The organism is Marinobacter mangrovi (genome assembly GCF_016798325.1).
In the GTDB taxonomy this organism is placed as follows: domain Bacteria; phylum Pseudomonadota; class Gammaproteobacteria; order Pseudomonadales; family Oleiphilaceae; genus Marinobacter_A; species Marinobacter_A mangrovi.
Window position 1 is genome coordinate 29363 of record NZ_JAERVO010000009.1, and the last position, 13919, is coordinate 43281.

Sequence of the window (13919 nt, forward strand, 5' to 3'; positions counted from 1 at the left end):
CATAGAGGTATTTGCTGTGCCACGTTCTTTGAAGAAAGGTCCTTTTATTGACCTGCATCTGTTGAAGAAGGTTGAGGCAGCTCTGGAATCCAACGACAAGCGACCGATCAAGACCTGGTCGCGCCGGTCGACGGTTTTCCCGGAGATGGTAGGCCTGACCATTGCAATCCATAACGGCAAGCAACACGTGCCGGTCCATGTCTCTGAAGACATGGTGGGTCACAAGCTGGGTGAGTTCGCTGCTACGCGTACTTACCGCGGTCATGCTGCCGACAAGAAAGCTAAACGCTGATTGAGGGTATAGAGAAATGGAAGTAGCGGCTAAGTACAAAGGCGCTCGCCTCTCTGCTCAGAAAGCGCGTCTTGTCGCAGATCAGGTCCGCGGCAAGGCAGTAGAGGAAGCCCTGAATATTCTGACTTTCAGCCCGAAAAAGGCGGCGGTAGTGATCAAGAAAGCCTTGGAATCTGCCATTGCCAACGCTGAGCATAACGAAGGTCTGGACGTTGACGAGTTGCGGGTAGCCACCATCATGGTGGACGAAGGCCCGACGCTCAAGCGAATCAAGGCTCGAGCTAAGGGGCGCGCTGATCGTATTTTCAAGCGCACCTGTCATATCACCGTCAAGGTCGCCGACAAGTAGGAGATGCTCAGATGGGTCATAAAGTAAATCCAACCGGTATTCGGCTGGGTGTGATTAAAGAGCACAACTCAGTCTGGTATGCCGAAAAAGGGGAATACGCGAAAAACCTCCTGAACGACATTCAGGTGCGTGAATTCCTGCAAAAGCGTCTGGTGAAGGCGTCTGTAAGCAAGATTGTGATCGAGCGCCCTGCTCAGAACGCCCGTATCACGATCCATACTGCCCGTCCCGGTATTGTTATCGGTAAGAAGGGTGAAGATGTTGACCGTCTGCGTCGCGAAGTCAGCGGCATGATGGGTGTGCCTGTGCACATCAACATCGAAGAGGTCCGTAAGCCGGATCTGGATGCCAAACTGGTTGCCCAGAACGTGGCTGGCCAGCTGGAGCGTCGTGTGATGTTCCGTCGCGCCATGAAGCGCGCGGTTCAGAATGCCATGCGCCAGGGCGCAAAAGGTATCAAGATCCAGGTCGGCGGCCGTCTGGGTGGCGCGGAAATCGCGCGTTCCGAATGGTATCGCGAAGGTCGGGTGCCTCTGCACACACTGCGTGCAGACATCGACTACGCAACCTACGAAGCGCAGACCACCTACGGCATCATCGGCGTCAAGGTATGGATCTTCAAGGGCGAGATTCTTGGCGGCATGGAACAAGTCCGTGCTGAGAAGGATGCCTCTCGCAAGAAAGGTTCTAAGTAAAGGGGCACTCGTATGCTGCAGCCAAAACGTACGAAATTTCGCAAGGTAATGAAAGGCCGTAACACCGGTCTCGCTCAGCGCGGTAACAAGGTGAGCTTCGGTGAGTACGGATTGAAAGCGACTAGCCGTGGCCGTATAACTGCGCGCCAGATCGAAGCGGCACGTCGGACAATGACCCGTCGTATCAAGCGGGGCGGTAAGATCTGGATCCGGGTTTTCCCGGACAAGCCGATCACCGGTAAGCCGCTGGAAGTACGGATGGGTAAAGGTAAGGGTTCTGTCGAGTACTGGGTTGCTGAAATCCAGCCGGGCAAAATGCTGTATGAAATGGAAGGTGTTGCTGAAGAAGTGGCGCGTGAAGCGTTCACTCTCGCTGCCGCCAAACTGCCTGTTTCGACAACCTTCGTTACGAGGACGGTGATGTGATGAAAGCAACAGAGCTGCGCGAAAAATCAGTCGAGGAGCTGAACAAAGAGCTGATCGACCTCCTTAAGGAGCAGTTCAACCTGCGCATGCGCAAAGCGACAGGTCAGCTGAATCAGTCTCACCTCCTCAGCAAGGTTAAGCGCGACGTTGCTCGCGTGAAAACAGTATTGAATGAAAAGGCAGGACAGTGACATGACTGAAGCTACTAATACTGCCAGAACCCTGAGCGGCAAGGTCGTGAGCAACAAGATGGACAAGTCCATCGTGGTTCTGGTGGAGCGCCAGGTGAAACACCCGCTGTACGGTAAGTACATCAAGCGCTCAACCAAGATTCACGCTCACGACGAAAGTAACCAGTGCAACATCGGCGACACCGTTCGGATCGAGGAAACTCGTCCGATCTCCAAGACCAAGAGCTGGGCTCTGGTTGATGTCGTCGAACGCGCTTCGAAGGTGTAACTCGCCCGGACGGTGAGTCTTGTCGTAACGGCAAAGTGGTTTCTGCTGGAGAACAACCATGATTCAGACTCAAACAATGCTTGAGGTCGCGGACAACAGTGGTGCCCGTCAGGTGATGTGCATCAAGGTCCTGGGCGGTTCACACCGGCGTTACGCCAGCGTGGGAGATATCATCAAGGTGACCGTTAAGGAAGCCATCCCCCGCGGGAAAGTGCGCAAAGGCCAGGTCCTCAAGGCTGTCGTGGTGCGTACCGCCAAGGGCGTTCGTCGCCCGGACGGTTCGTTGATTCGCTTCGACGGTAACGCGGCTGTACTTCTGAACAACCAGGACGCGCCGATCGGCACCCGGATCTTTGGGCCGGTGACCCGTGAGCTGCGTAGCGAAAAGTTCATGAAGATTATTTCACTGGCACCCGAAGTACTGTAAGGACTAGAGGCCGGTTATGAAGAAGATCAAACGAGATGACGAAGTCATCGTCACCACGGGAAAAGATAAGGGTAAGCGCGGCAAGGTCCTGAAGGTCCAGGCCGACGGAAAGGTGATTGTTTCCGGGATCAACATGATCAAGAAGCACACCAAGCCCAACCCGATGCTCGGCACGCCGGGTGGCATCGTCGAGAAAGAAGCACCTATCCAGGCTTCCAACGTGGCTATTTTTAATCCGCAGACCGGCAAAGCCGATCGCGTCGGCTTCCAGAGCAAGGAAGACGGCAGCAAAATGCGGATTTTCAAGTCCACGAAAGAAGCTGTCGATAACCAGTAAGCGGTGGTGGTTACGATGCTTAACATGAAAGAGATGTACAAACAGGACGTGGTACCCGCGCTGCAACAGGCGTTCGAATACAAGAACCCGATGCAGGTGCCGCGTATTGAGAAAATCACCCTGAACATGGGTGTCGGTGAAGCGGTTGGCGACAAGAAGCTGATCGAGAATGCGCTTGCAGATCTCGAGCAGCTGTCTGGTCAGAAGCCGGTAGTCACCAAGGCGCGTAAATCCGTCGCGGGCTTCAAGATTCGTGAAGGTTGGCCGATCGGTTGTAAAGTCACGCTGCGCGGTGAGCGTATGTGGGACTTCTTCGATCGCCTGGTTCACATCGCGATTCCCCGTGTGCGTGACTTCCGTGGCCTGAATCCGAAGTCTTTTGACGGTCGCGGCAACTACAGCATGGGTGTGCGTGAGCAGATCATCTTCCCGGAAATCGAGTACGACAAGGTCGACAAGATTCGCGGGCTGGATATCACCATCACCACCAGTGCGGGTAGCGACGAAGAAGGCCGTGAACTGCTGAAAGCTTTCGGCTTTCCGTTCAAGAAATAAGGAACGAGCGTAATGGCTAAGGTATCGATGAAGAATCGCGAGCTGAAGCGCCAGAAGACTGTCGAGAAATACGCAGTCAAGCGCGCTGAGCTCAAGGCGATTATCAAGAACCCGAATACCAGCGACGAAGAACGTTGGGATGCGCAGATCAAACTGCAGAAGCTCCCGCGTAATGCCAGCCCGGCACGTCTTCGTAACCGTTGCCAGGTCACTGGTCGTCCGCACGGCGTTCTGCGCAAATTCCAGCTTTCTCGCATCAAGTTGCGTGAAGCCGGCATGCGTGGTGACGTACCGGGCCTGACCAAGTCGAGCTGGTAAAGGTAGGCACTTCGGTGCCTGTTGGTAAGCGGTGCGGCAAGCCGCTGCACAACTGAAAAGATCAGGAGCCTCATACCAATGAGTATGCAAGACACGCTTGCGGATATGATTACTCGCATCCGCAATGCTCAGATGGCATCCAAAGCTGATGTGACGATGCCGTCATCAAAAATGAAGGTCTCCGTAGCCCAGGTCCTGAAGGACGAAGGCTATGTCGAGGACTTCTCCGTTACAGCTGACGCCAAGCCGGAACTGACTGTGACCCTCCGTTATTTCGAGGGCAAGCCGGTTATCGAGTCTATCAAGCGAGTCAGCCGTCCGAGTCTGCGCCAGTACAAAGGCGCTGGGGAACTGCCGAAGGTAGCCGGTGGTCTGGGAATCGCCATCGTGTCAACGTCCAAGGGCGTTATGACCGATCGCGCCGCGCGTCAAGCCGGCGTTGGTGGCGAAGTCATCTGCACCGTATTTTAGGAGTTACACATGTCCAGGGTTGCCAATAATCCTGTCGTGCTGCCTTCCGGTGTTGAGGTTAAGCTGAGCGGACAGGATATCAACGTGAAGGGCTCCAAGGGAGCGCTTCAATTCACCATTCATGACGCGGTAGAAGTGAAGCAGGAAGAAAACGTCCTGCGTTTCGCTGCGCGTGATGGCGCAAAACAGTCTCGTGCCCTTGCCGGTACTACCCGTGCACTGGTTAACAACATGGTGACTGGCGTCAGCACCGGCTTTGAGCGCAAGCTGCAGCTGGTGGGCGTGGGTTATCGTGCCCAGGCACAAGGGAAAAAGCTCAATCTGACTCTGGGTTTCTCTCACCCGGTTGAGTACGAGCTGCCCGAAGGTATCACGGCTGAAACACCGTCGAATACGGAAGTCGTGATTCGGGGTATCGATAAGCAACAGGTTGGTCAGGTCGCAGCGGAAATCCGCGCCTACCGTCCGCCCGAGCCTTATAAAGGTAAGGGTGTGCGTTATGCGGATGAGCTGGTCAGACGTAAAGAGGCCAAGAAGAAATAAGGCGGGACTATGAGCGCGAATAACGAAAGATTGCGTCGCGCACGTAAAGTGCGTATGAAGATCCGTGAACTGGGCGCCAACCGTCTCTGCGTACATCGTACGCCGCGGCACATGTATGCCCAGGTCACGACTGCTGATGGTAGTAAGGTTCTGGCATCTGCCTCCACACTGGACAAAGAATTGCGCCAGGGTGCGACCGGCAACGTTGACGCTGCCAAGCAAGTCGGCAAGCTCATTGCAGAGCGTGCCAAGGCAGCCGGTATTGAGCAGGTTGCATTCGACCGTTCCGGCTATCGCTATCATGGTCGCATCCAGGCTTTGGCCGATGCGGCACGTGAAGCTGGCCTGCAATTCTAAGAGGTGGAGAAGATGAGCGTGAACGAACAGAAAGCGCCTGAGCTCCAGGAAAAGCTGGTTCAGGTCAACCGCGTCGCGAAGGTTGTGAAGGGCGGTCGTATTTTCGCCTTCACTGCGCTGACTGTGGTGGGTGATGGTAAAGGTCGTGTTGGCTTCGGTCGTGGCAAGGCGCGTGAAGTGCCGGTCGCTATCCAGAAAGCTATGGAAGCAGCACGTAAGAACATGGTTGATGTACCGCTGAAGGGCAACACCCTGCAGTACCCGGTCCAAGCGGCCCACGGTGGTTCCAAGGTGTACATGCAGCCGGCTTCAGAAGGTACCGGTATCATCGCCGGTGGTGCGATGCGTGCGGTACTGGAAGTGGCAGGTGTTCAGAACGTCCTGTCCAAGTGTTACGGCTCGACCAATCCGGTCAACGTGGTCCGTTCCACTATCAAGGGTCTCCAGGCCATGAAGTCGCCTGAAGACGTTGCAGCCAAGCGCGGCAAGACCGTGGAAGATATTCTGGGTTGAAGTCATGGCGAACAAGACAATGAAAGTCACTCTGACCCGCAGCCCGATCGGCTGTCAGCCCAAGCACAAAGAGTGCGTCAAGGGCCTGGGTCTGCGTAAGATCGGTCACACTGTCGAGGTTGAGGACACTGCGTCCACGCGCGGCATGGTGAACCGTATTAATTACCTGGTACGGGTTGAGGAGAACTAAGATGCGTTTGAACGAGCTTAGTCCTGAAGCCGGTTCTCGCCCGGACGGCAAGCGTGTCGGTCGCGGTATCGGTAGCGGCCTCGGTAAAACCGGCGGCCGCGGTCACAAGGGTCTGAAGTCCCGCTCCGGCGGCAGCGTAGCGCCTGGTTTCGAGGGTGGTCAGCAGCCGTTGGCCCGTCGTCTGCCGAAGTTCGGTTTCACCTCGCGTCAGCAGCGTTATGAGGCGGAGATCCGCCTGAATGAGCTGGCCAAGGTTGAAGGCGATGTCGCAGACCTGGATGCGCTGAAAAAGGCGGACATTATCCGTGAGGAAATCCGTGTAGCGAAGGTGATCCTCTCTGGCGAGCTGACCCGTCCGGTCACCGTCAAGGGTCTCAAGGTCACCAAAGGCGCGCGTGAAGCCATCACGGCTGCAGGCGGTAAAATCGAAGAATAAGGCGAGTCGGGGACATAATGGCCAAGACAGCATCAATGCCGGCGGGAGCCGGGAAGGGACTGGCGGAGCTGCGTTCGCGGCTCTGGTTCGTATTCCTGGCGCTACTGGTGTACCGCATCGGTGCCCACATTCCGGTACCGGGTATTAATCCTGATCGCTTGGCAGCACTGTTCGAACAGAACCAGGGCACGATCCTGGGTCTGTTCAACATGTTCTCCGGCGGTGCCCTTGAGCGGATGAGTATCTTCGCGCTGGGCATCATGCCTTACATCTCAGCCTCGATCATCATGCAGCTGATGACGGCTGTGAGCCCTCAACTCGAGCAGTTGAAGAAAGAGGGTGAAGCCGGACGCCGCAAGATCAGTCAGTACACGCGCTACGGCACGGTACTTCTGGCCCTGGTTCAGGGCCTTGGTATTTCTGTCGGACTGGCTTCTCAGGGAGTCACGTTCAATGACAGCTTCAGCTTCCACTTCGTGGCGGTTGTGTCGTTCGTGTGTGGTGCCGTTTTCATGATGTGGCTGGGTGAGCAGATCACTGAGCGGGGTATCGGCAACGGTATTTCCCTGCTGATCTTCTCCGGTATCGTCGCGGGTCTCCCCGGGGCGATCGGCCAGACCCTGGAACAGGCGCGCAGTGGTGAAATGAGTCTGCTGGTGGTTCTGGGTATTGCGATCCTCGCGGTTGCGGTCATTGGCTTCGTGGTGTTCATGGAGCGCGGCCAGCGCCGGTTGACGATCAACTATGCCAAGCGCCAACAGGGACGCCGGGTGTTTGCCCAGCAATCCAGCCATTTGCCGCTGAAGGTCAACATGGCGGGTGTTATTCCGCCGATCTTCGCGTCCTCCATTCTGCTGTTCCCGGCCTCTCTGGGGCAGTGGTTTGGTCAGGGTGAAGGCATGGAGTGGTTGAGCAGCATTTCTCAGGCCCTGGCGCCGAGTCAGCCGCTCTATATCATCCTGTTCGCAGCAGCGGTCATGTTCTTCTGCTTCTTCTACACGGCGTTGATGTATAACCCGCGTGAAGTAGCGGACAACCTGAAGCGCTCCGGCGCTTTCATCCCGGGTATTCGTCCGGGTGAGCAGACGGCGAAGTACATCGATGGTGTGTTGACCCGTTTGACCCTGTTCGGTGCGCTGTACATTACGGCAGTGTCCCTGTTCCCGCAGTTCCTGATGGTGGCCGGTAACGTTCCGTTCTACCTGGGGGGAACGTCGCTGCTGATCGTGGTTGTGGTCGTGATGGATTTCATGGCACAGGTTCAGTCTCATCTGATGTCCCATCAGTATGAGTCGCTGATGAAAAAGTCCAATCTCAAGGGCTATGGTCGGGGCTGATTTCGGTCAGGCCCCCCGGTAACACTGGAGTCGACAATGAAAGTACGCGCTTCGGTAAAGAAAATTTGCCGTAACTGCAAAGTCATTCGTCGCAATGGCTCGGTCCGAGTCATTTGCACGGAGCCTCGTCACAAGCAGCGTCAAGGCTGATATCGAACCCGATATCAATCTGAATCGCGAGGGGGCGAAATGGTGGTGCTTGATCTTTCTCTGATCAAGCGCTATCATTTCGCGCCCTTTTTGTGGCGGAAAATTCACACAGCAAAGCTTTGAACGCGGAGTAATTTGGATGGCACGTATAGCCGGTGTCAATATACCCGACAACAAACATGCTGTTATCTCACTGACTTACATCTTTGGAGTCGGTAAGACAACAGCTCAGAAGCTTTGCGATGCAGCCGGCGTCAAGCCGGACGCCAAGGTCAAAGACCTGAGCGACGATGAAGTTGAATCACTTCGTACCGAAGTGGGCAAACTGAGCGTCGAAGGTGATCTGCGTCGTGAAGTTCAGATGAACATCAAGCGTTTGAAGGATCTGGGCTGCTTCCGTGGTCTGCGTCATCGTCACGGCCTTCCGGTCCGTGGCCAGCGCACGAAGACCAACGCTCGCACCCGCAAAGGTCCTCGCAAACCGATTCGTAAGTAATAGGTAGGCAAACATGGCAAAGCCAGGTACACGTACCCGTAAAAAGGTGAAAAAGACGGTTGTTGATGGCGTCGCGCACATCCACGCGTCCTTCAACAACACTATCGTGACCATCTCTGACCGTCAGGGCAATGTTTTGTCCTGGGCCACCTCCGGTGGTTCTGGTTTCCGTGGTTCACGCAAGAGCACACCTTTTGCTGCGCAGGTAGCAGCTGAAAGAGCCGGTAATGCGGCTGCTGAATACGGCCTTAAAAACCTGGATGTAGAGGTTAAGGGTCCTGGGCCCGGACGTGAATCCGCTGTACGCGCGCTGAATGCTTGCGGGTACAAGATTACCAACATCACTGATGTCACGCCGATTCCGCATAACGGCTGCCGTCCGCCCAAAAAGCGCCGCGTGTAAGACAGGAGACAGTGAAGTATGGCACGTTACATAGGTCCAAAATGTAAGCTGTCTCGTCGTGAAGGGACAGATCTTTTCCTGAAGAGCGGCGTCCGCGCACTGGATTCCAAGTGCAACATCGAAACGCCTCCGGGTATGCACGGTGCGCGCCGCGGTCGTCTGTCCGAGTACGGCGTGCAGCTCCGCGAAAAGCAAAAGGTTCGTCGTATCTACGGCGTCCTGGAAAAACAGTTCCGGAACTACTACAAGGAAGCCGCCCGCATCAAGGGTGCAACAGGTGAGAACCTGCTTCAGCTTCTGGAAGGTCGTCTGGACAATGTCGTATACCGCATGGGTTTTGGTTCGACCCGTGCTGAAGCCCGTCAGCTTGTGTCGCACAAGGCCATTCTGGTGAATGATAGCGTCGTGAACATTCCGTCCTATCAGGTCAAGCCGGGTGACGTGGTCAGCGTTCGCGAGAAAGCTAAAAACCAGCTGCGTGTTAAAGGCGCTCTGGATCTCGCGGGCAATCGCGCCCCTGTGAGCTGGGTAGAGGTCGACGCCAACAAGATGTCAGGCGTTTACAGTTCAGTGCCTGAGCGGACTGAACTGCCGGCCGACATCAACGAGAACCTCATCGTCGAGCTTTACTCCAAGTAAGGCCTGAGTTAGCAACGAGAGCAGATAGGGGCGTCTATGCAGCGTTCAGTACATGAGTTATTGACACCTCGTACCATCGACGTAAAAGAATTGGGCAAGACGCACGCCAAGGTCACGCTGGAGCCGCTTGAGCGCGGTTTCGGCCACACCCTGGGCAGTGCACTGCGCCGCATCCTCTTGTCGTCCATGCCGGGCTGCGCCATCACTGAGGCGCAGATCGACGGTGTGCTGCATGAGTACAGCGCAATTGAGGGTGTCCAGGAAGACGTTATCGAGATTCTGCTGAATCTCAAAGGCGTTGCCGTCAAGATGGGTAGCCGCGACGAAGCTGAGCTGTCAGTCAGCAAGAAGGGCCCTGGTGTTGTAACCGCAGCTGATATTCAGCTGGATCACGATATCGAGATTGCCAACCCGGAGCACGTGATCTGTCACCTGAGTGAAAAGGGTGAACTGAACATGCGCCTGAAAGTGGCACGTGGTCGTGGTTATGAAGCCGCTGATCAGCGCGGTCTTGAAGATGACGAGACCCGTGCGATCGGGCGCCTTCAGCTGGACGCTACTTACAGCCCCGTGCGTCGCGTTTCCTACGCCGTAGAGAACGCGCGTGTCGAGCAGCGCACTGACCTGGACAAGCTGGTTATTGATCTGGAGACCAACGGTACGATCGACCCTGAAGAGGCGATCCGTCGTGCCGCGACCATTCTCCAGCAACAGTTGGCTGTCTTCGTCGACTTCGATCATGAGAAAGAGCCTGAGCGTGTTGAGGAAGAGGAAGAAGTTGATCCGATCCTCCTGCGTCCGGTCGATGATCTGGAGTTGACTGTGCGTTCAGCGAACTGCCTGAAAGCTGAAAACATTTACTACATCGGCGATCTTATTCAGCGCACCGAAGTGGAGCTGCTGAAGACGCCTAACCTGGGTAAAAAGTCGCTCACCGAAATCAAGGACGTACTGGCCTCTCGCGGCCTGTCCCTGGGTATGCGACTGGACAACTGGCCGCCGGCTAGCCTTCGTGGCGATGACCGGGTCCTGGGCGGTTGATCGCCGTATTGGTAGTTTAAGGTAAGGAATCAGAGCAATGCGTCATCGTAAGAGTGGTCGTAAGTTCAGCAGGACCAGCGCGCATCGCAAGGCCATGTTCCGTAACATGACCGCGTCGCTGGTTGAGCATGAGTTGATCAAAACCACTCTGCCCAAGGCGAAAGAACTTCGCCGCGTGGCAGAGCCGTTGATCACACTGTCAAAAAACGATTCAGTTGCAAACCGTCGTCTGGCGTTCTCACGCCTGCGTGACGATGCAGCTGTTGCCAAACTGTTCAATGAACTGGGTCCGCGTTACAGCGAGCGCCCGGGTGGATACCTGCGCATTCTGAAGTGCGGTTTCCGTGCGGGCGATAACGCGCCTATGGCTTTCGTTGAGCTGGTTGGTCGTCCGCTGGACGTCGAAGCAGAAGAGATGGGCGACGACGACTAAGGTCGATTGTTTTGCCCAAAAAAAAACCGGAGCCAAGGCTCCGGTTTTTTTATGCCCGGAGAAAAGCCTCTGTCGAGGCTCCACTCCGGTTGGATTTCCTCAGTCGGTTTCAGCCGGTTCGCGTTTGGTCGTTCCCTGGGGGCTTGGCTTCTTCAGCATGGGTTTGAGGTAGCGGCCGGTGTGGGAGCGCGGATTGTCTGCGACCTCCTCCGGCGTGCCTTCGGCAATGATCTCACCACCCCCAATGCCGCCTTCGGGACCCAGATCGACGATCCAGTCCGCCGTCTTGATGACATCCAGGTTGTGTTCGATGACCACGATGGTGTTGCCGTGGCCCCGCAGGCGCTGCAGGACGTTCAGCAGCTGCTGGATGTCATAGAAGTGGAGGCCGGTAGTAGGCTCGTCCAGGATATACAGCGTTTTGCCGGTATCGCGCTTGGACAGTTCCCGCGCGAGCTTGACCCGCTGGGCTTCACCGCCGGACAGGGTGACGGCAGACTGGCCCAGGCGAACGTAGGCGAGACCTACGTCGATCAGGGTTTGCAGCTTGCGCGCCAGGAACGGGACCGCATCGAAAAAGTCCCGCGCTTCCTCGACGGTCATCTCCAGGACTTCGTGAATGTTCTTGCCCTTGTACTGGACCTCCAGTGTCTCCCGGTTGTAACGCTTACCCTTACAGATATCGCAGGGCACGTAGATGTCCGGCAGGAAGTGCATCTCCACTTTGATCACCCCATCGCCCTGGCACGCCTCGCAGCGTCCTCCTTTCACGTTGAAGGAGAAACGGCCCGGTTTGTAGCCCCGGGAGCGGGCTTCCTGGGTGCCGGCGAAGAGTTCCCGGATGGGCGTGAACAGGCCGGTGTACGTGGCCGGGTTGGATCGTGGCGTGCGGCCGATCGGGCTCTGGTCGATGTCGATAACCTTGTCCAGCTGGTCGAGCCCTTCCAGTTTCTCGTAGGGGCCGTGGGACAGCGTGGTGGCCTTGTTGAGCCGGCTGGCCGCGACCGGGTAGAGCGTGCCGTTGATCAGGGTCGACTTGCCCGAGCCTGAAACCCCGGTGATGCAGGTCATCACGCCCAGAGGAAGGGTCAGGTTAGCGGACTTGAGGTTATTGCCGGTGGCACCCAGAAGGCGCAACGACTGGCCGGATCCCTTTTCCCGAGTTTGCGGTACGGCAATCTCACGCGTTCCGCTCAGGTACTGCCCAGTCAGCGACGCCTGACTCGCGATAATGTCGTCCGGCGTGCCTTCGGCGATGATCTCGCCACCATGCACCCCGGCACCGGGGCCGATATCGATCACGTGATCGGCGGCCCGGATGGCGTCTTCGTCGTGTTCGACCACGATAACCGTATTACCGAGATCCCGCAGGTGGGTCAGGGTGGCCAGCAGACGGTCGTTGTCCCGCTGATGCAGGCCAATCGAGGGCTCATCGAGAATGTACATGACGCCCACCAGGCCGGCACCAATCTGGCTGGCCAGCCGGATGCGTTGGGCCTCCCCACCGGACAGGGTGTCGGCGCTGCGTTCCAGGGTGAGGTATTCCAGGCCGACATTCACCAGGAACTGCAGGCGCTGGCGAATCTCTTTCATGATTTTTTCGGCAATCTCGCCGCGGCGTCCCGGTAGCGCCAGGTTTTCGAAATAGTTGTACGCCTGGCCCACCGGCAGATAGGTAATGTCCGGCAGGTTGTGCTCGTCGATGAACACATGACGGGCGCTACGGCGCAGGCGTGATCCGCCACAGTCCTTGCACGGTTGCTGGCTCAGGTGTTTGGCCAGCTCTTCGCGCATGCTCTGGGATTCCGTCTCCCGGTATCGACGCTCCAGGTTGGGCAACACCCCTTCGAACGGGTGGGCCTTTTCCATGATGTGGCCCCGGGAGTTGACGTACTTGAAGGTGATCTCTTCCTTGCCGGAGCCATGCAGCACGACATTGCGGAAGTCCTCCGGCAGGTCGACGAACGCCGTGTCCATATCCACGCCGTAGTGCTCGGCCACGCTGTTCAACAGCTGGAAGTAGTAGACGGCCCGGCGGTCCCAGCCGCGGATGGCGCCTTCGGCGAGGGTGGCCTCCGGGTGCTGGACGATCTTGTCCGGATCGAAAAACTGTTTGACGCCCAGGCCATCGCAGGTTGGGCAGGCGCCGGCTGGATTGTTGAAGGAGAACAGTCGCGGCTCCAGTTCGCTGAGAGAGTAGCCGCATTGGGTGCAGGCATAGAGGGCAGAGAACGTTTGATCCTCACCCTCGCTGTCCATGGGCGCAACCAGGGCAATACCACTGGCCAGCTCCAGGGCCGTTTCAAAGCTTTCTGCCAGGCGTTGCTCCAGACCGGGCTTCACCTTGAAGCGGTCCACCACGACTTCGATGGTGTGCTTGCGCTTTTTGTCGAGATCGGGGAGGTCGTCAATGTCGTAGACGCGTCCATCCACCCGGGCCCGGATAAAGCCCTGGGCGCGGACGTTGTCGAATACCTGCAGGTGCTCACCTTTGCGGTCCCGGATCACCGGCGCCAGGATCATCAGTCGGCTGCCTTCCTCCATAGCGAGGACCTGGTCCACCATCTGGCTGACGGTTTGCGCTTCCAGTGGCTGGCCATGATCGGGGCAGCGAGGCTCGCCGGCTCGCGCGAACAGCAGACGCAGGTAGTCGTAGATCTCGGTGATGGTACCGACGGTGGAGCGCGGGTTGTGGGAGGTCGACTTCTGCTCGATCGAGATGGCTGGTGACAGGCCTTCGATATGGTCGACGTCCGGCTTTTCCATCATCGACAGAAATTGACGGGCGTAGGTCGACAGGGACTCCACGTAACGGCGCTGGCCTTCGGCATAGAGCGTGTCGAACGCCAGTGAGGATTTGCCGGAGCCCGACAGCCCGGTGATCACGATCAGCTTGTCCCGGGGGATATCGAGATCGAAATTTTTCAGGTTGTGGGTGCGTGCGCCTCTGATCTGGATGGAATCCATGACACTCCTCGGACAGGAAATGGGTACGGCTTGTCGCCCGGAAATTCACCAGTATACCGCGTCAAACCGGGTGCGACGACGTGTT

General features: G+C 57.0%; 24 protein-coding genes. 23 read left to right on the forward strand and 1 reads right to left on the reverse strand.

The features are described 5' to 3' along the window. The first annotated feature begins 16 nt into the window (after positions 1-16). From rpsS to rplQ, 23 genes are all read left to right on the forward strand, one after another. Complete coding sequence (gene rpsS, locus JL474_RS20530; protein WP_123634102.1) at positions 17-292, forward strand: 30S ribosomal protein S19; 276 nt, start codon at positions 17-19, stop codon at positions 290-292. Positions 293-308: 16 nt separating this feature from the next. Further along, positions 309-641 (forward strand): 50S ribosomal protein L22, encoded by a 333-nt coding sequence (gene rplV / locus JL474_RS20535; RefSeq protein ID WP_123634103.1) that lies wholly within the window; start codon positions 309-311, stop codon positions 639-641. A gap of 11 nt (positions 642-652) precedes the next feature. Further along, positions 653-1336 (forward strand): 30S ribosomal protein S3, encoded by a 684-nt coding sequence (rpsC, locus tag JL474_RS20540; RefSeq protein WP_123634104.1) that lies wholly within the window; start codon positions 653-655, stop codon positions 1334-1336. 12 nt (positions 1337-1348) lie between these two features. Then, positions 1349-1762 carry a 50S ribosomal protein L16 gene (gene rplP, locus JL474_RS20545; protein ID WP_092025516.1) on the forward strand — a complete coding sequence of 138 codons (414 nt, stop codon included), beginning with the start codon at positions 1349-1351 and terminating at the stop codon, positions 1760-1762. Beyond that, a complete protein-coding gene (rpmC, locus tag JL474_RS20550; RefSeq protein WP_123634224.1) occupies positions 1762-1953 on the forward strand; it encodes a 50S ribosomal protein L29 in 192 nt (63 codons plus the stop codon). The genes rplP and rpmC overlap by 1 nt, the downstream gene beginning before the upstream one ends. A 1-nt stretch (position 1954) precedes the next feature. Then, a complete protein-coding gene (gene rpsQ / locus JL474_RS20555; RefSeq protein WP_123634105.1) occupies positions 1955-2221 on the forward strand; it encodes a 30S ribosomal protein S17 in 267 nt (88 codons plus the stop codon). Between the two features lie 58 nt (positions 2222-2279). Further along, entirely contained in the window at positions 2280-2648 is a 369-nt protein-coding gene (gene rplN, locus JL474_RS20560) for a 50S ribosomal protein L14 (protein WP_123634106.1), read from the forward strand. Between the two features lie 16 nt (positions 2649-2664). Continuing rightward, complete coding sequence (gene rplX, locus JL474_RS20565; protein ID WP_203143802.1) at positions 2665-2985, forward strand: 50S ribosomal protein L24; 321 nt, start codon at positions 2665-2667, stop codon at positions 2983-2985. A 24-nt stretch (positions 2986-3009) separates the two neighbouring features. Next, positions 3010-3540: a 50S ribosomal protein L5 gene (gene rplE, locus JL474_RS20570; protein ID WP_263316980.1), complete on the forward strand. Its 531-nt coding sequence runs from the start codon at positions 3010-3012 to the stop codon at positions 3538-3540. Positions 3541-3552: 12 nt separating this feature from the next. Then, entirely contained in the window at positions 3553-3858 is a 306-nt protein-coding gene (gene rpsN / locus JL474_RS20575; protein ID WP_123634109.1) for a 30S ribosomal protein S14, read from the forward strand. A gap of 78 nt (positions 3859-3936) precedes the next feature. Next, positions 3937-4329: a 30S ribosomal protein S8 gene (gene rpsH, locus JL474_RS20580; protein ID WP_123634110.1), complete on the forward strand. Its 393-nt coding sequence runs from the start codon at positions 3937-3939 to the stop codon at positions 4327-4329. 9 nt (positions 4330-4338) lie between these two features. Then, a complete protein-coding gene (gene rplF, locus JL474_RS20585) occupies positions 4339-4872 on the forward strand; it encodes a 50S ribosomal protein L6 (RefSeq protein ID WP_123634111.1) in 534 nt (177 codons plus the stop codon). A 9-nt stretch (positions 4873-4881) separates the two neighbouring features. Beyond that, positions 4882-5229 (forward strand): 50S ribosomal protein L18, encoded by a 348-nt coding sequence (gene rplR / locus JL474_RS20590; protein ID WP_123634112.1) that lies wholly within the window; start codon positions 4882-4884, stop codon positions 5227-5229. Between the two features lie 12 nt (positions 5230-5241). Beyond that, positions 5242-5742 (forward strand): 30S ribosomal protein S5, encoded by a 501-nt coding sequence (gene rpsE, locus JL474_RS20595; RefSeq protein ID WP_123634113.1) that lies wholly within the window; start codon positions 5242-5244, stop codon positions 5740-5742. Between the two features lie 4 nt (positions 5743-5746). Further along, complete coding sequence (rpmD, locus tag JL474_RS20600) at positions 5747-5932, forward strand: 50S ribosomal protein L30 (protein ID WP_123634114.1); 186 nt, start codon at positions 5747-5749, stop codon at positions 5930-5932. A gap of 1 nt (position 5933) precedes the next feature. Beyond that, on the forward strand, positions 5934-6368 hold the full coding sequence (gene rplO, locus JL474_RS20605) for a 50S ribosomal protein L15 (RefSeq protein ID WP_123634115.1): 435 nt from the start codon (positions 5934-5936) through the stop codon (positions 6366-6368). Positions 6369-6385: 17 nt separating this feature from the next. Beyond that, the gene (secY, locus tag JL474_RS20610; protein ID WP_123634116.1) at positions 6386-7705 is read left to right on the forward strand and encodes a preprotein translocase subunit SecY; all 1320 of its coding nucleotides are present in this window, start codon (positions 6386-6388) and stop codon (positions 7703-7705) included. 36 nt (positions 7706-7741) lie between these two features. Continuing rightward, positions 7742-7855 carry a 50S ribosomal protein L36 gene (gene rpmJ, locus JL474_RS20615; protein ID WP_004580765.1) on the forward strand — a complete coding sequence of 38 codons (114 nt, stop codon included), beginning with the start codon at positions 7742-7744 and terminating at the stop codon, positions 7853-7855. Between the two features lie 139 nt (positions 7856-7994). Then, positions 7995-8351 (forward strand): 30S ribosomal protein S13, encoded by a 357-nt coding sequence (gene rpsM, locus JL474_RS20620; RefSeq protein WP_123634117.1) that lies wholly within the window; start codon positions 7995-7997, stop codon positions 8349-8351. A 13-nt stretch (positions 8352-8364) separates the two neighbouring features. Continuing rightward, on the forward strand, positions 8365-8754 hold the full coding sequence (gene rpsK, locus JL474_RS20625) for a 30S ribosomal protein S11 (protein ID WP_007153992.1): 390 nt from the start codon (positions 8365-8367) through the stop codon (positions 8752-8754). A gap of 18 nt (positions 8755-8772) precedes the next feature. After that, on the forward strand, positions 8773-9393 hold the full coding sequence (gene rpsD / locus JL474_RS20630; protein ID WP_123634118.1) for a 30S ribosomal protein S4: 621 nt from the start codon (positions 8773-8775) through the stop codon (positions 9391-9393). A gap of 36 nt (positions 9394-9429) precedes the next feature. Further along, positions 9430-10434 (forward strand): DNA-directed RNA polymerase subunit alpha, encoded by a 1005-nt coding sequence (locus JL474_RS20635; protein ID WP_203143804.1) that lies wholly within the window; start codon positions 9430-9432, stop codon positions 10432-10434. A gap of 37 nt (positions 10435-10471) precedes the next feature. Then, positions 10472-10867 (forward strand): 50S ribosomal protein L17, encoded by a 396-nt coding sequence (gene rplQ, locus JL474_RS20640; protein WP_123634120.1) that lies wholly within the window; start codon positions 10472-10474, stop codon positions 10865-10867. Positions 10868-10966: 99 nt separating this feature from the next. Here the strand turns inward: rplQ and uvrA are convergent, their stop codons facing one another. Then, the gene (gene uvrA / locus JL474_RS20645; protein ID WP_123634121.1) at positions 10967-13834 is read right to left on the reverse strand and encodes an excinuclease ABC subunit UvrA; all 2868 of its coding nucleotides are present in this window, start codon (positions 13832-13834) and stop codon (positions 10967-10969) included. Between the last annotated feature and the right edge of the window lie 85 nt (positions 13835-13919).